The 20,277-nt window shown below is 55.6% G+C and carries 22 protein-coding genes and 1 pseudogene; 1 reads left to right on the forward strand and 22 read right to left on the reverse strand.

Annotated elements, in window-relative coordinates; all coding sequences use genetic code 11:
* Positions 1-2: 2 nt before the first annotated feature.
* The 13 genes and pseudogenes from ABK821_RS08705 to ABK821_RS08765 all read right to left on the reverse strand — a co-directional run bounded on the left by ABK821_RS08705 (position 3) and on the right by ABK821_RS08765 (position 9,552).
* Positions 3-575: pseudogene (locus ABK821_RS08705) on the reverse strand (restriction endonuclease).
* On the reverse strand, positions 575-1,093 hold the full coding sequence (locus ABK821_RS08710) for an integrating conjugative element protein (RefSeq protein WP_343178027.1): 519 nt from the start codon (positions 1,091-1,093) through the stop codon (positions 575-577). Before ABK821_RS08710 ends, ABK821_RS08705 begins: the two are co-directional and overlap by 1 nt.
* 5 nt (positions 1,094-1,098) lie before the next feature.
* Positions 1,099-1,734, reverse strand: a complete 636-nt coding sequence (locus ABK821_RS08715; RefSeq protein ID WP_343178026.1) for a lytic transglycosylase domain-containing protein — start codon at positions 1,732-1,734, stop codon at positions 1,099-1,101.
* The gene (locus ABK821_RS08720) at positions 1,713-2,435 is read right to left on the reverse strand and encodes a TIGR03759 family integrating conjugative element protein (protein ID WP_343178025.1); all 723 of its coding nucleotides are present in this window, start codon (positions 2,433-2,435) and stop codon (positions 1,713-1,715) included. The genes ABK821_RS08715 and ABK821_RS08720 overlap by 22 nt, the downstream gene beginning before the upstream one ends.
* An 11-nt stretch (positions 2,436-2,446) precedes the next feature.
* Entirely contained in the window at positions 2,447-3,205 is a 759-nt protein-coding gene (locus ABK821_RS08725; RefSeq protein ID WP_343178024.1) for a hypothetical protein, read from the reverse strand.
* Positions 3,202-3,867: a PilL N-terminal domain-containing protein gene (locus ABK821_RS08730; protein ID WP_343178023.1), complete on the reverse strand. Its 666-nt coding sequence runs from the start codon at positions 3,865-3,867 to the stop codon at positions 3,202-3,204. The genes ABK821_RS08725 and ABK821_RS08730 overlap by 4 nt, the downstream gene beginning before the upstream one ends.
* Positions 3,868-4,003: 136 nt before the next feature.
* Complete coding sequence (locus ABK821_RS08735; protein ID WP_004115558.1) at positions 4,004-4,252, reverse strand: DUF2442 domain-containing protein; 249 nt, start codon at positions 4,250-4,252, stop codon at positions 4,004-4,006.
* Positions 4,236-4,478, reverse strand: coding sequence for a DUF4160 domain-containing protein (locus ABK821_RS08740; protein WP_343178022.1), 243 nt, complete (start codon positions 4,476-4,478; stop codon positions 4,236-4,238). Before ABK821_RS08740 ends, ABK821_RS08735 begins: the two co-directional genes overlap by 17 nt.
* 64 nt (positions 4,479-4,542) lie before the next feature.
* Entirely contained in the window at positions 4,543-5,079 is a 537-nt protein-coding gene (locus tag ABK821_RS08745; RefSeq protein WP_343178021.1) for a single-stranded DNA-binding protein, read from the reverse strand.
* Positions 5,080-5,139: 60 nt separating this feature from the next.
* A complete protein-coding gene (locus ABK821_RS08750; protein WP_006785950.1) occupies positions 5,140-5,610 on the reverse strand; it encodes an STY4534 family ICE replication protein in 471 nt (156 codons plus the stop codon).
* 635 nt (positions 5,611-6,245) lie between these two features.
* Positions 6,246-8,255, reverse strand: a complete 2,010-nt coding sequence (locus ABK821_RS08755; protein WP_395033922.1) for a DNA topoisomerase III — start codon at positions 8,253-8,255, stop codon at positions 6,246-6,248.
* 15 nt (positions 8,256-8,270) lie between these two features.
* Positions 8,271-8,825: a hypothetical protein gene (locus tag ABK821_RS08760; RefSeq protein WP_343178019.1), complete on the reverse strand. Its 555-nt coding sequence runs from the start codon at positions 8,823-8,825 to the stop codon at positions 8,271-8,273.
* Position 8,826: 1 nt separating this feature from the next.
* On the reverse strand, positions 8,827-9,552 hold the full coding sequence (locus ABK821_RS08765) for a PFL_4669 family integrating conjugative element protein (RefSeq protein WP_343178017.1): 726 nt from the start codon (positions 9,550-9,552) through the stop codon (positions 8,827-8,829).
* Positions 9,553-9,620: 68 nt separating this feature from the next.
* Here ABK821_RS08765 and ABK821_RS08770 point away from each other — a divergent pair, with 68 nt between their 5' ends.
* On the forward strand, positions 9,621-9,857 hold the full coding sequence (locus ABK821_RS08770; protein ID WP_343178016.1) for a hypothetical protein: 237 nt from the start codon (positions 9,621-9,623) through the stop codon (positions 9,855-9,857).
* Here ABK821_RS08770 and ABK821_RS08775 read toward each other — a convergent pair.
* The 9 genes from ABK821_RS08775 to dcuC form a co-directional block, all read right to left on the reverse strand.
* Positions 9,844-11,082 carry an STY4528 family pathogenicity island replication protein gene (locus tag ABK821_RS08775; RefSeq protein WP_343178015.1) on the reverse strand — a complete coding sequence of 413 codons (1,239 nt, stop codon included), beginning with the start codon at positions 11,080-11,082 and terminating at the stop codon, positions 9,844-9,846. The genes ABK821_RS08770 and ABK821_RS08775 overlap by 14 nt on opposite strands.
* Positions 11,083-11,181: 99 nt before the next feature.
* Positions 11,182-11,430 (reverse strand): hypothetical protein, encoded by a 249-nt coding sequence (locus ABK821_RS08780; RefSeq protein WP_004115572.1) that lies wholly within the window; start codon positions 11,428-11,430, stop codon positions 11,182-11,184.
* Entirely contained in the window at positions 11,427-12,017 is a 591-nt protein-coding gene (locus ABK821_RS08785) for a DUF2857 domain-containing protein (RefSeq protein ID WP_006777722.1), read from the reverse strand. Before ABK821_RS08785 ends, ABK821_RS08780 begins: the two co-directional genes overlap by 4 nt.
* A 6-nt stretch (positions 12,018-12,023) precedes the next feature.
* Positions 12,024-12,734 (reverse strand): DUF2786 domain-containing protein, encoded by a 711-nt coding sequence (locus tag ABK821_RS08790; protein WP_343178007.1) that lies wholly within the window; start codon positions 12,732-12,734, stop codon positions 12,024-12,026.
* Complete coding sequence (locus ABK821_RS08795; protein ID WP_343178006.1) at positions 12,727-14,427, reverse strand: ParB family protein; 1,701 nt, start codon at positions 14,425-14,427, stop codon at positions 12,727-12,729. The genes ABK821_RS08790 and ABK821_RS08795 overlap by 8 nt, the downstream gene beginning before the upstream one ends.
* Positions 14,424-15,794: an SPI-7-type island replicative DNA helicase gene (gene dnaB-PI / locus ABK821_RS08800; RefSeq protein WP_343178005.1), complete on the reverse strand. Its 1,371-nt coding sequence runs from the start codon at positions 15,792-15,794 to the stop codon at positions 14,424-14,426. The genes ABK821_RS08795 and dnaB-PI overlap by 4 nt, the downstream gene beginning before the upstream one ends.
* Entirely contained in the window at positions 15,787-16,662 is an 876-nt protein-coding gene (locus ABK821_RS08805; protein ID WP_343178004.1) for a ParA family protein, read from the reverse strand. Before ABK821_RS08805 ends, dnaB-PI begins: the two co-directional genes overlap by 8 nt.
* Positions 16,663-17,068: 406 nt before the next feature.
* Positions 17,069-18,763, reverse strand: a complete 1,695-nt coding sequence (locus ABK821_RS08810; protein WP_343178003.1) for an NAD-dependent malic enzyme — start codon at positions 18,761-18,763, stop codon at positions 17,069-17,071.
* A 27-nt stretch (positions 18,764-18,790) separates the two neighbouring features.
* On the reverse strand, positions 18,791-20,158 hold the full coding sequence (gene dcuC, locus ABK821_RS08815) for a C4-dicarboxylate transporter DcuC (protein ID WP_343178002.1): 1,368 nt from the start codon (positions 20,156-20,158) through the stop codon (positions 18,791-18,793).
* Between the last annotated feature and the right edge of the window lie 119 nt (positions 20,159-20,277).

A 20,277-nucleotide genomic window follows, 5' to 3' on the forward strand; every position in this document is an offset into this window, starting at 1 on the left:
CCTCAGAGGTACTGCCGGACGTCCTGCCCGGCGATAATGGCCAGCAGGCGTTGCCCGCTGATGATGCGCAGGCGCGGTGACGCCGTGCGAAGGGTGCGGCTCATTTTTCCGGTGCGCCCCGTGTGGATAAACAGCCCCCGGCGGCCGGTCTGCAGAAGAAGCCGGTCGAAGTCCTCAACATGTGCAGGGGAAACAGCACGGCTGTACCGTTTGGCCTGGATAAGCCAGTGCTCACCGTCGATGATGACCTGACCATCAAGGCCGCCATCACCGCTGTATGAGGCATTGCGCACCACGGTCAGCCCCTAGCGTTCAAAGGCACAGAGCAACAGCTCTTCAAAGACATAGGGGCTGATTTTGCGCAGATAGGTCAGGCGCTGTGCATCTCCCGGCAGGTGGGTCAGTTTATCCAGTACCCGACCGGCCGTTGCCCGGTATCGCCGGTGACGGCGGGCGCTGGCGTTCTCCCGCTGGCGCAGGTTGAGAAAGGCCATCACCACCAGGAACAGGATGGCCAGCATGGCAATCCCTGCGGAGTGACCTGTCAGCAGACCGTTGAGCGGTGTCGCGACCATTACGGCCTCACCTGCTGCGTCAGGCCGGTATCGGTGATAAGTACCGGATAATGCGCAATCTGCAGGCGACGGGCCAGCTCGCTGCCGGAAGCCGGGGCCAGACTGACACCGGGTGCCAGCTCACGCAGCTCACGCACGGCAGCCATGTCCGTGACGTTGACGATCATCCCGGCCGCATGCTGTTCAGCCAGCGCGCCGGCATTGGCCTTCAGCCAGTCACGGGACAGGGCATCATCCCCGACCAGAAACAACGCCCCGATGCCGGGCAACTGCAGCGGCCGGTCGGCCATGCTGCCCGGCCGCAACTCCGGCGTGAAAACCGGTAACATGGCGGCCTCGCCCTGCAGCACGGGTGACAGGGGTGAAGGCGCGGTGTCTTCCGTACTCATGCCGGGCTGTTTATTAACGGCCTCAAAGTACGGGGCGGCATCCTGACCGCCCAGGTCAGCAATGACGTTCAGTTCAGCATGCCCGGTCAGGGGAAGGAGGGTAAACAGCAGTAAGGACAGCGTTTTCATCAGGGTTATCTCCCGGGTTCAGTCCAGACGAAGCCTGGATCGGGGGTGAGCGCAGCAACCGAACGGGGCGCTTCAGCTGCCGGCGCAGAAATGCGGGGGGCAGGGCTGATTTTTGCCAGATGCCCTCTCACAATGGCGCGGTAACGTGCAGCAGGCTGACCACCTGCGGGATGGTGGTAGCAGCCGGCCGCATCCAGCCAGCTGCCGGGCTTACGCGCCCAGCACTCACGCAGAATGGTGGCGGCGGCGTTCAGGTTGGTGTAAGGGTCAAAGGCATCCCACGTCGAGGCAAAATGATGACCGTTCCAGCCCAGATTGACCTGGGCAATACCGACATCGATGCGCTTAAGCGGGTGACGCTTCATAAAGACCTGCAGCGCCTGCCAGGCCTGCAGACGCTTCTCATAGCGATACCCTTTGCCTGCCACATTGATGGTCCAGGGCCATGGACGCACGCCGCGGGGAAGTTTGCGCGAAGACTCGCTCAGTGAGACCGAGTAAAGCGCTTCCGGGGGCACGCCGTGCGCCATGGCCACGCGGACGTAACCCTCCGGCACCGTCTGGTCAGCATGACCGTCAGGGACGGCCGCCATCAGTAAGCCCAGCGCCAGCGCGCCGGTCAGAATGCTGCGATTGCCCATTTACCGTCTCCCGCCTGCTGGAGTAAAACCGGCATCAGGCCGTTACCAAAGCGCATCCACCGTCCGCCGTCGTGGTTAAGCGTGATCTGGCGCTTGCGGACCTTTTCCACGGGGATGTGGTGGTCCCGCGCCCAGCTGCGAAGCGCATCATCACTGCCCTGGCTGTCGACCAGATAGATGTCCACCGGCCGGTTGTCAGCCAGCACGGCAGACAGTTTCGCGTCGCAGGTTGCGCAGTCTTTTGACCTGACGAACAGCGCCAGCCGGCCACCACTGTCGTGCGCCACGCCGGAGGCGTTCCCCATATTGACCGGCAGTGTGCCCGGATACAGGCGCTGCCAGGCCGCGTTCACCTCACGCTGGAAATCAAGCTCCTTCTGGGTGCGGGCAAACTCTTCCTTCACCCACTTTTCAGCAAACTTACGGCGCTCTGCTGGCGTCTGCGCCTCGATACCGAGGGTGGAAAGCGGATCGAGACCCGGCGACTGGATACCCCTGGGTCCCTTCATCAGCTGCTGATAACGCTGATAATCGTCGGTACTGAGTCCCCACTGTCCGGCCTGCTGCTGCAGGTTTTGCTGTGCGGAGTCCGCCCGTTGTGTTGATTCCTGTCGGCTGACATCCGTCTGTCCTGATGTGGTCGCGGCCAGGGTCAGGGGACTCAGCAGCATGGCGGCTAAAAAGGTATGTTTCAGTTTCATCATTCGCTCCGTTATTCTGCTCTGAGCACGGTCAGGCGGCCGTTAACCCGAAACGTCGCCTCACCATAACCGGCACTGACCAGCGTCCAGCCAGCAACGGTTTCGCCCTCTCCGACCAGGGCCACCTGCGACAGGCTGCTGTAGCCCCGGGGTGCGATGGCAGCCCAGGACTCTGCCCCCCGCTTCTCCACGCCCGTCAGCACAAAAGGCGCAGTGCGGGCCACGCGAAGGGACGGAGCAGAACGACGTGCGTCAGCGGGACGGGGCTTTTTTGCAGCAGGCGCGTTTTTTTTGACCGGTGCGGCGACAGGTGCGGCGGGTGCGGGTGCCGGCTGTGATTTCAGCGCTGTCAGCTGCTCAGTGAGCGCACTCAGGCGGGTTTCCAGCCCCTGTTGGGCGTCCTGAAGGGTTCGCAATGACTGACGCACCACTTCGTCGCTGCCGGCCTCTTTCGCTGCTGCGCTCAGCTCCTGCTGCATCTCACCAAGTTTTTTCCGGCTATCCTGCAGACCGGCTCTGAGCGTGGCCACATCTGACTGCAGGGCCGCGACTGTCTCAACAGTGGCCGCAGTACTGCCCTGAGATTCAAGGCGTGTAAGGCGCTCATCGAGGTTCGATATGCCCAGACTGAAGGCGGTGTAGCCCAGCGCCAGAATGCCGGCCAGCGCCACACCGCCGGCAGCGCCCCAGATGAGGCGGCGGCGGGGACGCCAGCTGAATCTTTTACGGGCCGGCGCGGGGTCAGTATGTAATGGTTGCTGTTCGCTCATTTTCTCAGAAACCCTCCGCTGACAGATTTAACGGGGACGGACTGAGGGGCGCTGATGGCCGGTTGTGACACGGCTGACGGCGCAGGCGTGGACCAGGTGCTGACCGGCGGCGGAAGCTGGGAGACCGGCAGCTGGTAGCCGTCGCGCAGGCTGTGGCAGACCACACGCTGTACATCATCCACCTCAAGCTGCCAGGCCGGACCGGCCAGGACCTGCAGGGCAGTACGCAGGCGCATCGGGCCCAGCTGGTACTGAACCGCCGGCAATGCCTGGCGGTAAAGCACGCCGTTGGCGGAACCGGTCGCGCACAGGGAATAACCGGACTGGCGCAGGGCGTAACGCAGCGCATCCGCCACGGTAGGATGCAGGGATGACGGGATGCGAATATCAATAATCTGCGAGAGAGGGTCACGCTGGGCCGCCTGCGGATCGGTACTGACCAGCAGATAACGATCGTAGCGCACCACTTCAGGCGTCCGCGCATACTCGTCCGGAGAGACCGGCTGAACGTTGCGGGTGACGGTGGTGCCGGGGGTCGGGTCGGCAGGCGCGCGTTGCTGCAACTTTTGCGGCTGGGAAACACAGCCCGCAAGGAGCAGCAGGGGAAGAACAGTGGCAAGCCTGCCTGGTGAAAATATGTTGTGAGAGGTGTTACGTTTCATCCGGAATTTTCCTGTACAGTGATAAAATAGCCCTCACTGTGCGGAATCGGTCCGGTTTCACTCAATTAACAACTGATTTTCCGTTGATGAAAAAAAACGCCGGCAAAAGCCAGCGTTTTTCACTAATAGCGCGCTGTCAGGCTACTTTATGGGGACGATGGGTCACATCGCCGCGGCCTTCAAGCAAACCCGCAATAGAAATGTCTTCGTCCAGCGCGTCCCAGTGGATACCACGGGGACTCAGTTCATAGCTGTTAAGCTGTTCAGTTGAAGCATGCAACAGGCGTGGAAACCATGCCAGCGGCACACCGATGGTACGGGCGTCGTTGAGTTCAACCCACATCGTGGCCTCATCGAAGCTGACCCGTTTAGCTGAAATAGTCATTCCAGGCCTCCAGAAACAATGCTTGGTTATCTTCAACGATCCCCGTCAGTTCTTTTAATACCCGTGAATTAAACCCATCGTTACTGGACAGTGCCACTGATGGCGTTAACCAGAATTTGGCTTCACTACCTGCTTTCATTACGTGAATGTGTGCAGGTTCGAGCGGGTTACCTTCATTAGAATAAAAAAAGAACCGGAAACCGTTGATCCTCAGTATAACAGGCATGTCAGTTATCCTTAAATGCTGACCGGATTATGTGTAAGTTCAGAGCAACTGCCATAAAGGCTGTTCAGAGTGCATGGATTGCCGATTTTGGTACTCCATACCCGAATCCAATGAACGGTATATCGTCATCGAAGTCCATCGGTGGCGCACCGGCACTGCTGCCGGAAGGCTGGCCACTGTGAGTCGGTCCGGAAGGTTGCTGAGGCTGGCCCCAGTCATTCCGGGGAGACGTATTCTGACCGCTGCCGGACTGCCGACCGCCAAGCATCTGCATGGTGCCACCAATATTGACCACCACCTCTGTGGTGTATTTATCCTGGCCGGCCTGATCGGTCCATTTGCGTGTGCGCAGCTGGCCCTCGATGTAAACCTGGGAGCCTTTACGCAGATATTCACCCGCAATTTCTGCCAGCTTGCCGAAAATAACCACCCGATGCCATTCGGTCACTTCTTTCTGTTCACCGGACTGCTTATCGCGCCAGCTCTCAGACGTGGCCAGCGAAAGGGTGGCAACTGCGCTGCCGTTAGGAATATAACGAACTTCAGGATCCTGGCCGAGGTTTCCGACAAGAATAACCTTGTTAACGCCGCGTGAGGACATAATCATTTCTCCTGTAAGGAATAAAGAAACACCCCGCGAACGGAGTGTGTCAGGTGCGCATCAGAATGAGTTTTCTGCGTAGTTTTGTTGTGCGGCAGAGCCATTCTGCGGCGGCACGGAGTCAGATTTTTCAGTCTTGTAAACCATTTCCTGGCCTATTTTGATCCAGTCCACCTTTATCAGGCGGGCTTTCAGACTGACGCGCTGTTCGCCGGCATGGTCACCCTTGTTCAGCGTAAATATGTCCGTGGACGGGTTACTTAGGTTAAAGCCCAACAGGACTTTCTTGTCTTCATCGACGGCTTTCTGGCAGCGGGCGATAAGGCTGGTTGCCTCTTTACCTGCGACAGAAATGTCAAAACGGACGTAGGCCGGATTATCAGTCGGACCACTCAGTGCATTAATTACGCAGCTGAGGAACGAGCCATTCTGATGGTTAACCTGCCGAATGTTGCTGAGATACCCGATGCCTTTGATAGTCAGGTTGAAGTACTCAGATTTTGCAGATGCAGAAGTGTTGTTTGCAGACATGATGTTTTCTCCATGGAGGTAAAAATAGGTACGACGGAGAAACCATCTGCCCTGACGGGAGTGATTTCCCGTCGGGGGTCAGGATCGGTTGAATCCTGAGAGTCTGGTATGTTGAAGGAACCTTCATCGCCGCGTCGTAATGCGCTTGTACAGGCGATATCTGCTTTCAAAGGTGCGCAGATGTACCAAAGTTTGCTCCCTTTCAGGTTACAGGAGCTTTCGCTGTAGCCACCCGAAGGCGATTCTCACAGGCTACTGAATCATTGGTGGTCGTATGAACGACGGTTTAGCACTTTTATAATTAAACCGTCCTCCCGGAATGTCAACGGTCAAAATGGAAAACGTGATCCGTAAAAATAAAAGGGCACCGTTTCCGGTGCCCTGGGGTCAGTGCCTTAACCTGCGGTCGTCTCATCTGTCTCCGGGGAATAATCCCGACGCGGTTTTCACGGAGTGCATGCGTCTTACAGGTCAGTTAGTGTGCAATAACTTCCTGCCAGGCCTGCTGCGGGTAAATCCCGTTAAAGTTTACCTTACAGCACCGTGGCCAGCGGGGCACCTATGCATCAAAGCCTGGCAACAATAGCAGAACCCGCCCCGGGGTTGTACAGTGAAATAGTTAAATACTGCGCGGATTATTCTGTTTTAGCCTTAACCGATGTTTTTTTACGCTTCGCTGCTTTCTTCTTACCTGTACTGATAATTCCCTCACAGTCCGGATAGCGTATGCACCCCCAGAAATCACCATTTTTACCTTTACGTTTACGTGTGGGGCCTTTACATAACGGGCAGGGAGGCGTGACGGGAGCGGTGATTTTCACACTGTCCTGGCGGCCTTTTTCGACAAGGTGACGGGTCCACTGCAGCTGCTTTTGCATAAAGACTGCAAGCGACATTTTCCCCTGCGAAATATCATCCAGTGCCTGCTCCCATAATGCCGTCATGCCCGGACTCGTCAGCGTTTCCGGCAGGGACGCAATCAGCTCTCGTGCCATCTGCGTTGAGTGGATGTGCTTCCCTTTTTTCTCCAGATAGTGTCGCTTGAAGAGGGTTTCGAGTACTGCCGCACGCGTCGCCTCTGTGCCCAGACCGGCGTTATCACGCAGCACTTTCTTCAGCTTCGGGTCACTGACGAAACTGGCCGCGTTCTTCATGGCAGCAATCAACGTCCCCTCCGTGAACGGTTTAGGCGGACTGGTTTTCATATCCTTAACCTCAGAACCGGTGACAACGCAAATATCCCCTTTTGCCAGCGCCGGCAGCGCCATACTGTCACCGTCGACGTCCTCTTCATCGTCATCTTTTTCAGCCTGGAACAATGACTTCCAGCCCGTCACCACACCGACTTTCCCGCGTGTACGGAACAGCTGGCCACCGATATTAAAAGACGCCTCCGTCACGTCAGATTCCTGCAGCGGAAGGAACTGGGCGAAATAATGCTGGCGAATCAGATGGTAGACCTTCAGCTCATCGGCGCTGAGGCGCGACAAATCAAATGCCTGTCGGGTGGGAATGATGGCATGGTGCGCGGTGATATTCTTGTCATTCCAGACACGCGAGACAAACTGCCTGTCCAGCTGATTCAGTACCGGGGCCACAGCGGGATCGGATTTTGCCACTGCCGCCAGAACGTCGGGTATTTCCTGCTGCATCGAAGTTGGAAGGAAACCGCAGTCTGTCCGGGGGTAGGTGGTCGCTTTATGGGTTTCGTAAAGTGACTGAGCAATAGCGAGCACATCATTTGCGCCCATGCCGAATTTTCGGGAACAGACCTGCTGAAGGGTGCCCAGGTCAAAACAGAGGGGTGCCGCCGTTTTCTCCCGCTTCTGTGTCACCTCCAGTACCGTAGCCCTGCCCTGCTGCTGACAAAGCTGTCCTACCGCCCGGGCTGCCTGAGGATTGATGCAACGCTTTTCCTCGTCACAGTACTGCTCAACAGGCACCCAGCCAGCCCGGAACCGGACGCCCTCTTTTTCAATAAGCGCATGTACCTGCCACCAGGACTTTGGCACGAAGGACGTGATTTCATTATCCCGGTTAACTACCATGGCAAGCGTCGGCGTCTGTACCCGCCCGACGGACAGCACTTCTGACACCCCTGAGTCACGGGCTTTGAGGGTATAAAGCCGGGTCAGGTTCATACCGATGAGCCAGTCAGCTTGGCTCCGGCCTTTGCCGGCATCATACAGCAGGGCTGTTTTTTCCCCCGGAAGAATACTGCCCAGTGCTTCCTTCACACTGGCCTCATCCAGGGCTGATAACCAGAGCCGGCGCACCACGCCACTGTAGTGGCAATATTCCAGCAGCTCACGCGCGATAACTTCTCCCTCGCGGTCGGCATCGGTGGCGATGACCACCTCAGACGCCTTTTTGAGCAGCTTACTGATAACGGTGAACTGCGATTTTGTCTGATCTTTGACGACCATTTTCCAGGCCTCAGGCAGCACAGGCAGAACATCGGCACGCCATGGCCTGCCATACTGCTCGCCATAGGCTTCAGGGCTGGCAGTTTCGAGTAAATGGCCGACCGCCCAGGTCACAACGATGTTACCGCCGCTGATAAATCCCTGCTCACGCTTGCTGATACCCAGTACGCGGGCAATATCCTTTGCCTGGGAGGGTTTTTCACACAGAAAGAGTTGCATGTGTTGCCTCCCGCATCAGCGTTTTTCACCCGCCGCAACAGCGCGGACATCATTCATCAGCTTCGTGACGCCGGACCCGGCCAGACGCTGTGCTGATGATGAGCGATAGACAACATAGAGCCTGCTGCCGGACCCGTTTTTCTCGATTTCGATATCCATGTGATCACGTTCGTTCCAGTCGGAGCCCATTTTGTAGTAGCTGCCCGGCATGGCGTCCCAGACGGGATGCGCATCATCTTCAGCCGCCGCTTTCCAGTCCCCGTCATTTGCGGCCTGCCGCAGTGCCTCAAGCTCCTGCGTGGAGATAAATTTGTAATGGCGCTTCAGGCGGGCCGCCGCGGTATCCACATCGACCGGCACAGAGAACGTTTTATCGACGGACTGCATGGCCTGTTGCCCCGCCGGACTCATCAGCGGCATCCCGCCACTTTCTCCGCTGCTGTTGCCGCCCAACGTTTTTGTCAGGTTTGCGGCTGTGTCACTGACCTGTTTATTAATCGCAGCCCAGTCCGTTGTTGCGCATCCGCTCAGTAAAAAGAAGGAGGTGAGGAGGAACACAGGGCGAATCATATTATTCCTCCTCTGCTATGTTCTTTTTAAGCGGAGGTGAGAACGAAGAACGTTTTTTACCGCTTAACACATCCGGATCAGGTTCGCCATTTCGCTCAATGGCAACAATCCCTTGCGTGGTTTTTTCTGCAATATCACGGCGAGTCACTGCAAGTGTTCGGTAAGGCTGAATCACGCCATAGACCTGACGAACAGCATGGCCACCATTGTCCAGGATAGTGTCACGTTGCGAACGCGAAATCAGTCCGTAATGAAAAGCCTGGAAAGCTTTCATTGCTAACTGATCATATCCAACCAGAAGCCATACGCACCGGTATCCTAACGGTGAACGGCTGAAAACGCTGACATTTAACGGATCGGCTGATTCAACTTCCGAGAGCGTTACCCCTTTGGGTACGGCTGACAATATGGCATCCAGTGAACTGACGTTTTCATTAATTTTAAGTGTTGCTCGTTGCAGGGCTTCTTCGAGCCGTACCAGAGCCATATCGGCATAGGGATTATCTGCCGCTGAGTCTCGGGAAGCATTACCAGCTCGCGCAATGGCTTGCGGCATGCTGATTATTTCAGGCCTCTTTTTTTTCACCCCTGTCTCGTCCGGAGCATCACGTTTCCTGCCCTCCCAAAGCCGGATTGCATAATGTGTATGGAGCAGGATATTAACAGAGGACTGTAGGGCCCCCGCTCGTGAAGCGGTTGTTCCGCCCTTTGTTTTACCATCAGACATGTCTAACGCCTCTCTTTAGTGGGTAATGAGTTTTGACACGCTTGAGATAGTCCGGGCGAGAGGGGTATATGAACAACTTAAAACCAGATCGTCACCGTTACAAATTTGCAGAACCTTCATCTCTTTTATGGCGAAGAAGTATTGCCTGGCTTTCAACCAGTGTTGCCACTGGCAACAGCGCTTACTTTTTAGTCAGTGTTGCCACTGGCAACAGCGCTCACTTTTTAGCCAGAATTTTTGCTGGCAAAAGTGCAAGACTTCATGCTCCGCTGCCTGTAAAAATCTGCAATCTCATGAATTTATGATTTTTTCCCGAATTTTCTTCACCAGATCCCTGATATTTTCCTCCGATACCGGGCGGGCAGAGGCGCGTGGTTCGGGTTTCCATTGTTGCTGTTCGGGGCGCTGAACTGTTTTTTGCCCGACACTGTCAGATATATCGTCCCCCTGACGGGGCGCGTATAACCTGCCCTCACGCGCCTTCTTCATCACGGCCAGCAACCAGCCAACCGGGTTGCTGAGCTGCTGGCGTGCCATCACCTTTCGCAGGCTGAGCAGCACAAGTTGTGCCTGCTCCTCAGGCAACGCCTGCAGCTGTGCGGTCAGCATGGCAATATCTTCTGCCGGAACAAGTTCATGCAGACTGTCGGGAAGCACAGGTTTACCCGGTACGTACGTATTTTTATTCACACTGTGTGTGATACTACGTACGTAATGGTTCGGTTTCCGAACCCGGCCATAACTGCCTGTTTTTACTGGCAGTACGGATTCCGAACTCAGTGAGTTTTTATGCCTTTCTGGACTGAGTTCGGTATCCGAACCCTGTTTTTTAGCGGCGATTCCTGGCCGTTTATGACTGAGTTCGGTTTCCGAACCCGGTGCGGGACAGGGTATTCGGTGATGATGTTTCGCCATCTGGCTGGGCGTCTGTGGGCGGTCCAGACGCGATTCGATCAGCGCAAGATGGCTGCGATAATGGCGCATGGTGGGGTCGTTTTTTATATCGTCGAGCACTTCGCGGGCGGTCTGGCTGATAGTCCGGTTTTTACTCAGGCAGGCATCCGCCACCGTATCAAGGAAGCGGGGGTCGAGCATTTCCGCATCGCTGAACGTCAGGGGCTCATCGTGCTGAGCATAGATATTCCCCCGCACCCGCCCTTTATCATCCCGCACGCGTTTACAGAGGCTGAGCCAGCCGGTTATTCGCAGCATAAGCAGGACGCGGCTTACCGTTTCCCTTGAGGCTTTCCCCTTTCCGGGTGAGGCAAGCTGCAGCTGCAGTTCGTCATAGCTGGGGAAAACCGCCCCCTCATTATTTTGTGCATACAGCCGGATCATCATCCAGCCCATCTTGTCCAGTGGTGACAACCGCGTGTCGAGCAACAGCCGGCGGGGAATGGAATCATGCACATTTCCGGTAAACAGCAGGCCGTTACGTATCCTGCCATCATCCCGCCGGGGACTGGCTGCAAGGCGGGCATTCATTTTATCCAGCGTATAAGCAATCAGGCTTTCTGCAGGCAGACTCATTATTTTTCCTTTTCGGCCGCCATCACGGCCGTTCTGAACTGTCAGTATGCTTAGTACTGCACCCGCGTACGGGTGCAGGGTAAACAGGCTGTCATGTTGCTATTTCCGTATGGCGCTGTTATAGCGTTCGTGGCTGAGAAGAAGCCATGTCCGGCCTTCGTTGCGACTCAGCAGACGCCAGAACGGGCCGAGGTCGATTTTGTAATAACCGCAGCCTTTCTCATCGAGCCGGGTGTAATTACGCGCCCCCTGCCGGAAACGGCGAACCTGACGTAACGCCTTTTGACAGCATTGCGGCGGCGTACCATGGGGAGCCCGCAGGCCCGGCGCAACCATTCTGTATTTCATGCCGTCTTCCTTACCGGCGTTCGGGCCGGAGAAGGCTGCCGGGTCTTGTGCCAGCCACGGACCGCATGCCAGACCGACGTCAGCGAGACGTTCATCTGTTCTGCAGCCAGCATCATCACGTCCAGCCCGTCAGCACTTTCCGCATCTTCAACCCCGGACTTTTGCCACTGTCGCCACAGGGCGGCGTTTTCCTCATCACCCAGTGCGTTACCGCGCCCCGGCCGGACATCGATACCGGCAATACGACGGCGGGCCGCCACGTCCGTACTGGAGAGCCCGAAGTAATTGGCCATCAGTTCAATGGAGCCGCCCAGCGCCAGCGCCCGATCGATACGCTGGAGTCGTTTCTGTTCCGTCCGGGCCTGCTGCAGCATGCGCACCAGATTGCCGTGATTGATGCCCACACTGATGATCGACACTTCGCTGCCGGAAAGGTAGTGAAGCTCTTCGAGCGAGAGCCCCTGCAGCATCTGCATTTCCTCGCGGTTCAGTCCCAGCGATTCGCAGCGGCGGAGATAGCCACTTCTGAGATCCATAACCAGCTGCATCAATAATCCGTTTGCAGCCTGAGATAAACTGTTCATCATTCCCCCTTAATCCTGACGGTAACCAATGGCTGCCGGACCCCGGCCGCTGACACCCTGATGAAGACGGGCATTTTGTCCGGCTTCATACCCCTGATAACGTGCTGTATCCGCCCCGCGGCAGGCTTTCAGTTCACGGGTTGTTACTGTTTTCATACTGCGGCTTTCCAGCCAGTGGCTCATCACCTGCTGCTCCTCGCTGCTGAGGTCCGTTGCCGATATCACCTCACGCACCCCACATACCCAGCCGTCACGGAACTGCTCCGCTCTCGCCCGGCGTGTGGCCAGTTTCAGCCGCTTACTCTGGGTTTTGAGATAAGAATTTGTGGCATCTTTCAGCTGGCGCGTCAGCACATCAAAGGCATAGGCTGCTATTTCAGGTTTTTCACTGAATCCGTAAAAGGTTACCGAACGGCGATACCCGGCAGAGGTCTGACGCCATGAGTAATAAGCGCGGCAGCCAAAGGCATGACAGACGCCCCGGACAAGGGTCACCATCCATTCCGGAACTTTTTCAGCATCCGAAGGGGCCGTGCGGGAAGACGCTTCGCGCACGGATGTAAGGCCGGCGTCAAGCTCGCTGATACCGTATCTGGCCATCAGCTTCTGGGCACGCTGCAGGGCCAGTCCTGCCTCATGGGCATTACTGTTGCTGCGGCCCAGCTTCAGCAGTTTCCTGACAAGATTCAGTAGCCGCAACTGTCGCTGTGAGTTATTCATAACTGTTATCCTCCCCGTACGTCAGACCGCGTTGCAGCTCCCGAAGACGGCGCATAACGCGCATCAGGCGCAGCAGTTTCAGAGCATCTTCATCTGTCAGTGCAGGTGCTTCCCCCTCTCCCGGGCCGCCGGTGAAAAGCTCCGGCAGACCACACACTCCTGCCGCAGGATTCAGCGCAGGCGCTTCGCCGGTCAGGCCCAGCAGAAATGCGGCGGCTTCAGAACACACCTCACCTGCCGCCCCGTAACCGGCAGACATGTCGTTGTCGCGTTGCGGAAGAATTTCATCTTCGCAGCCAAGGACCTCACCCAGCTCCCATGCCAGACGAAAAGCGGTATTCTGCAGGTGTTCGATATCGTCCTGATGGGCCGGCACATGCCAGATGCTGTCATTAGTCACCGGCGCGTCATCCTGCAGGACAACTTCAGGTTCTGGTGTTAAAAGAGAAAGCAGGCCATCCTCCCCATTGTCCTCTTCTCCACCATTCTCTTCTCCGTACCCATCGGAGAGGGTAACCAGCCCGCTAACATCCCCGCTCTCACCTGAAATAACCGGCGCGGCACCGTACATATCTGGCTGAACCTCATGCCGGGGGGGCTCATTAATCGGTGTTTCAGAAGGAGAAGACGCATTACCCGGAACGGGCGTTACAGCCCCTCCTGAGACCTCAGGACGTGAACTGGAGACAGGTAGCGGGACGCCTTCACTCTCATCTGAGCCTGTGGTATGCAGGGCGTGATCAGCATTAACAGGCTTGTTTGCGGCGGGAAAGGCAACCGTCTCCGGCTCGCCAAAGTGATGTCTGCGGTTGCGTTCTTTAGGATCGAGTTCCATCATCCAGCGGTCATAGTCCAGTTCCGGATGGGGTAACGCCTGCAGTAAATCACCAATAAATTCATCGCGAAACATCTCCAGAGACCACAGTTCCGGGGAGTTGAAACGGCCACAACACTGGCCAAAAACGTCGCTGAAGGATTTTTCGCTGACATCTGAAATTAGGCAAAACTCATCCCACACGCGTTCCGCATCATGCCGGAGCGCCAGCAGTGACGTTATTTGTGGCCTGCCAAGCCCGGACTCAAGCAGGTCTGGGATCCACGGATAAAGATATTTCAGTGCATCTTCCATACGGCTGACTGTTGAGTAATGGACTGGCAAACCTTCATGGGTCAGTAGCTCTGACAACTGACGCAACGAAACCGTCTTTCCCATCTGCTCTTCATATATAGAGCGGGCTTTGTGGATCCCCTGCGCTTTTTCAATAAAACTCAGCTCCCCGCGCACTTCATTCTCTGCCAGATGGCCAATAACACACTGCAGCCGTCCCGGCCACGGCTTGAACAACACATGGACGCGGAAAAACCGGTCTTCTCCGGTTTCCTGCCACAGTTCTGACAGGATCTGATAACGTGTATTACCCCCGTCGCTGAAGATGTACATATCGGGCTCACCATCCGGGTCACGGGTGACTTTGGGCACGGTGTCCAGCCCGCGCGAACGGATGGAAGCCTTGATATCGTCATAACGCGGATTGCGTGATGTTCGCGGATTATCAGGATTCGGGCTTAACTGGTCGAGCGTCAGGACCATGGGCATTTCAGCCGCCGGCATGACGCTGATATTGCCGGCCGCCTGCGACTGGCGTCCGGGCTGCAGCATGGCAGCCCCCACATTAGAACTTTTACGGCTCATGCCTGTTTCCTCCCGCTGCGGTAACCGAAGTCATAGCTGCCTTCCTGAAACTCCGAAAAGAGGGTGTAACGCCCGTCAAATTTGACTTTTACCGTGCCGGTTGGCCCCTGCCGCTGCTTGCCGACAATGATCTCAGCCACCCCGGCATCAGGGGTGCCGGGGTTATAAACCTCATCCCGGTAAATAAACATGATGAGGTCCGCATCCTGCTCCAGCGCACCGGAGTCACGCAGGTCACCATTATTGGGGCGTTTATCGGCCCGCTGCTCCACCAGGCGGTTGAGCTGGGAAAGCGCCAGTACCGGACAGCCCAGCTCTTTACCGAGCGCCTTAAGCGAGCGGGAAATTTCCGCTATTTCCTGCGTGCGGTTTTCCTGCTCGGGGGAGCGGACAAGCTGCAGATAGTCCAGCATGATGAGAGAGGGTCTGCCGTATTTGCGGACATAGCGTCGGGCGCGGGCGCGCAGTGTGGCCGGGGTCTGGTAACTGGTATCATCAATGATCAGACGGTTTTTCCACTCAATAATGCGACCGGTTGCCTCGGACACGCGAGCCCAGTCTTCATCATCCATGTTGCCGCTGCGAAGCCGGGACAGTTCCACCCGGCCTTCCATCGCCAGCAGGCGCATCATCAGCTGCTCTGAGGACATTTCAAGACTGAACACAAAGACGTGATCGTCAGGTTTTGCGCCCACGGCCGCTGTGCAGGCGGCCATGGCCAGCGACGTTTTCCCCATGGAAGGACGGGCGGCCAGCAGGGCCAGATCGCCGGGCTGGAGACCACAGGTCATGGCGTCCAGTTCACTGAACCCTGTCGGTGTCCCGGTGAGGCCGTCACTGGCGGACATGCTTTCCAGCTGCGTCAGCAGTTTATCCAGCGCCTCGTTAACGCCGGTCTCACTGTTGAGCTGCATGGCTCCCTGTTCGGCAATGTTAAACAACTTACCTTCGGCCGACTCAAGAATGCCCGCCGAGCTGGCTTTCGGGGCCTGCACATCGGAAAGAAGACTGTTACCCACAGTCATCAGCTGCCGCAGGCGGCTTTTCTCCGCCACCACCCCGGCGTAAGCCAGGATATTGGCTGCAGACGGCGTGTTTTTACTCATTTCAGCCAGATAAGCAAAGCCGCCACACTGTTCAAGGTCGCCTCTGTTCTCCAGCCGTTCCGTAATAGTGATGAGATCGAGCGGTAGCCCTTCTCCGGCCAGCTCGGCCATCACGCGAAAGACCATACGGTGCGGCCGGGAAAACAAATCTTCCGGGGAGATTTGCAGTATCACCTCATCCCACCGGTCGTTATCAAGCATCAGTCCGCCCAGTACGGCCTGCTCAGCCTCATAAGAGCAGGGCATCATCATCTCAGACATGACGCACCTCCCGGGTCAGAACGTCACTGAAATGGCTCTGCCACTCGGGGAACAGTTCAGACGCGAGGTCGTGCATGGTGACGGCTGCGGCCGGACCTTTGCGGCGTGTTTTGTATTCCAGACGATGCACGGGCTGCTGCTTGACGTGCCCCAGTTTGAAAATATCCAGCGCCTCGATACGGGTATCGAGTAAACGATAAACGTCACGGTTGCCCAGCGCAGAGGCGTCGTAATGTTTTTCGTTAATGATGGCGGCAAGACCGTCCATTGCTTCACGGTCAAGCAGAGTGTTATCGATACAGTTGACGAGAATGGAAATATCAGGAAGGCGGATACCGTAATTTTCATAGGTTTTCAGGCGGGTAAGCATATGAAGGGAGCCGCGGATAAATTCACGGACATCCGGAAGGATGGGTTTAACAACGCCCATCACATTACCGGTAGAGGAAAGGAGGGAAAGCTCGGTCATGACGCCTGTTGCGCCTTTCGAATCCACAATAATGACGTCATAACGGTTAAAGAAAGGATGCTGAAGTATGTTACGCAGGCGCAGACGGCCGTCTGCAGCGTGGAGCATCGCGGTCGGCAACAGTTCGTCCGGGTCGTTAGAGTAGATGACATCGAGATTTTTTATAGCGGTCTGCGAAATGCATTGCGTATGGTCACTGACCATCTGCATCAGCAGTTCATAGAGGCCGCAAGGGGATTCATGCTCCAGCGCGAAGATACTGCTGGCTGTGGGCTGGGAATAGTCTGCATCCACAAGAAGGGTGTTCAGGCCGGCATCGGCAAGAAAACCGGCAAGGTAAGCAGCAAACGTGGATTTGCCTTCTCCACCTTTGGGAGAGATAACGGGAAGTATTTTCATTTTGCACACTCTTTACAGTATGCAAATACGCCTGTTTACAAACTATTAACTTTGACTCAGGGATTGAAAATCCCCGTGTCCTTGGTTCGATTCCGAGTCCGGGCACCACTTATTCAGAAACGGACGCCCTTCGGCGTCCGTTTTTCTTTATAAAGTCAATAAGTTATACACTTTTAGTTGTCTACTACTGTCCGTTAAAATCGACTGGCAGCGCCCCCTATTTGTTGGTAAAAAAGTTGGTCATCTCAGTTCGATGGGGTTTTTACCAACATTCACTCAGGAGGCTTGCTATGCGCTTAACGGATATTGCTGTAAAAAATGCCAGGCCTTCCGACAAGCAGATCAAGCTACCTGATGGAAAGGGAAGGTATCTACTGGTGCATCCTAATGGAATGCTTACAGTTATTTAGATAGCACGGCGTTTATAAGGGCGATAGTGCGGTAGCCAAAAATGCGCCGTAATGCGCTGTGTTAGCACAGCATCATCCAGCGCATCCGCTACGCCGGACAGCTGCGCCGCCTTCCCCACCGCAAAGGCAATACGGCGGGTTACATCGCATATCATGTTGATTTCCGGCAGCAGTCCTCCGCCATGATGGCGCACCAAAGGCGAGGCGTCGGCAAGCGCGCGGCTCGCCGCCATCAGCATCGTTTCCGTGATCCTCCTGGCGCCGCTGGCAATTGCGCCAAGACCAATGGCAGGAAAGATATACACGTTATTACACTGCGATACCGGTATCGTACGTCCGGCAAAATCTACCGGCTCACAAGGGCTTCCCGTTGCGATAATCGCCTGTCCATCAGTCCAGCGGATAAGGTCCTGCGGCCGGGCCTCCATTCTGGAGGTCGGGTTAGACAACGGCATAATAATCGGGCGCTCGCAGTGGCGATACATCGTACGCACCACCTCTTCAGTGAACAGCCCCGCCTGCCCTGAAACGCCCAACATCACGCCAGGTTTCGCGTTATGAATGACCTCCAGCAAGGATGGCGTCGCGCCAGCGTATGCCCATCCAGATAGCATTTCAGGAGGCTGCGCCAGCGGAACCTGAAAATCAGCCAGCGACGAGGCGGTGGTCATCACCAGGCCGTCGCGATCCACCATGAAAATCGTTTTGCTGGCCTCTGCGGCGTCCATACCTTCGGCCACCCGGCAGGCGATGATATGGCGGGCAATGCCGCAACCCGCCGCCCCTGCGCCAACGATGACCATCGTCTGCTGATTAAAATCACGCTGGCTGGCGCGGCAGGCCGCTAAAATTGTCGCCAGCGCGACCGACGCCGTTCCCTGAATATCATCATTAAAACAGCACAGCTCATCACGATAACGATGCAGCAAAGGAACCGCAGTATGCCGGGCAAAGTCCTCAAATTGCAGCAATACATCCGGCCAGCGACGTTTCACCGCAGCGATGAACATACCGATAAACGCAAAGTAGTCTTCACCGGTGATGCGCGGATGCCGCCAGCCCATATAGCGGGGATCGTCTAATAACCGCGGATTGTTTGTCCCGACATCCAGCATAACGGGCAACGTATGCGCCGGATTTACCCCGCCGCAAACGGTATACAGCGACAGTTTACCAATCGGTATCCCCATTCCCCCGACGCCCTGATCGCCCAGTCCCAGAATGCGTTCCCCGTCCGTCACCACAATCACTTTGATATCGTGTCTCGGGATATCATGCAGAATATCGTCAATACGTTCGCGATCGGGCCACGAAATAAAGACCCCTCTGGCGCGGCGGTAAATCCCGGAAAACTTTTCACAGGCCGCGCCAACAGTCGGGGTATAAACAATCGGCAGCATTTCCGGGAGGTGTTTTTTCAGCAGGTAATAAAATAGCGTCTCATTCGTATCCTGGATATTACGCAAATAAATATGCCGCGCGTTATCAGACTCCGCCTCCAGATATTGTTGGTAAGCGCGTTCCGCTTGTTCATCAATATTTTCGATAACGCAGGGCAGCAATCCATTAAGATTAAAATCATTCCGCTCTTGCTGAGTAAAACTGCTCCCCTTATTCAATAACGGCGATTCCAGTAACAGTTTCCCCGTAAACGGGACGTATAAAACATCGTGTGTCACGTAGCTGTCCATGAGTTAAATCCGGTAATAAGAAAAGCGTTAAATCAGCACATAGTTGGCAATCAACATCGCGGCAATCCCCGCCAGCGCCGGGGGCAGCGTTCTTCTGACAATCATAAACGGTGAGCATTCTCCCGCTTTACTGACGGCGATAATGATGCCGGCAACCGGAGAAATAGCGCGCCCCATTCCCGCCATCAGCTGCATAGGCAGAATCATATTGACCGCGCTTTCACCAAACTTCGCCGCGATAGAGGGCGCCAGCCCGGAAAAGGAGAAAAATGCCGCTACGCCAGAACCGGTTAATACCGCAGTAACGCCCACCAGCGCCGTCATCACCAGCGTCATACTGGTAAAGCCCAGACCGGCGCTTTGCACGGACTGAAGGAGATAGTCCACCGCGCCGATCTTCTGTAGCCCCTGGGCATAGATATCCGCGCAGACCAGTAAAGAAACGATACTGGTAAACATGCTTCCCATACCTTTGAAAAATACCTGCAACCCTTTGCAACAGGCACGGAAATCACGCGTGGTGAACAGTTCGAAGAAAAAAGCGATCACCGCCCCGAGGATCATCGCCGTCACAACGTCAATTTTGATAGATGCGATCACCAGCGGACTGAAAACCAGTACCAGAACGACGGGCAATACAGGCAGCAGCGCATAAATGGCCGGGACCTTACGTTCTTCCTCTTCCGTTTCGGCGACTTCTTCCGTTCCCGGAACAAACCCATCCTTTTTATCGAAATATTTGGCGGAAAAGAAAATCACCACCGAGACGGCCAACATCACCACAACCGCCACCGGCATCTGATAGTGCGCAAAGTAAATCGCGCTTTCCATTCCGGCATGTTTGGCCGCAAGATTCGCCGTTCCAACCGCCGGGCCAAGATCCATAAACGCGCACAGGCCGATCATCGCGGCAGCGGACGCTTTACTGACGCCCAGTCGCACCAGAACGGGAAAGAACGTCACCAGTAATAACATCGCCAGCCCGGCAGCGCTGGAGATCGCCACATGCAGAAGCTGCGCGCAAATGTAGCCCAGCGCCAGAATAAGATAAGGCGCTTTAATGACCTGCAAGGGACGAATACACATATTCACCATCGCATTCGAGGCTTTGATGTGATCCATATAACTGGCGAATCCTCCCGCCGCCATAATAATTAAGCCGATACCCGCGATTTGCGTGGTCAACGACGCTTTTGCAAAACTGAAAATATCCAGCCAGATTGACCCGGTCGATTTTACCTTACCATACAGAATACTGTTTTCTGGGTAAAACAGCGCGGTAACTGTTAATAATGCCAGTCCCGCGAATAATAACACAGTTTGCGGCTGGTAATTTTTTACAATTAACCATGCGGCAATCACTGTTATCACTATTGCTATAATAAATGCAGTCATAACAACAATCCCTATACCCTACAAATCAGAGATATCAGCCTTATGCAAGCAGCGTTTTCACCAACAGGTAAATACTGCCATCCATATTGCCATGAAAAAGCGTAAACATACGGTAATTA

The sequence above is a fragment of the Klebsiella sp. KE9456 genome (assembly GCF_043832615.1).
In the GTDB taxonomy this organism is placed as follows: domain Bacteria; phylum Pseudomonadota; class Gammaproteobacteria; order Enterobacterales; family Enterobacteriaceae; genus Klebsiella; species Klebsiella indica.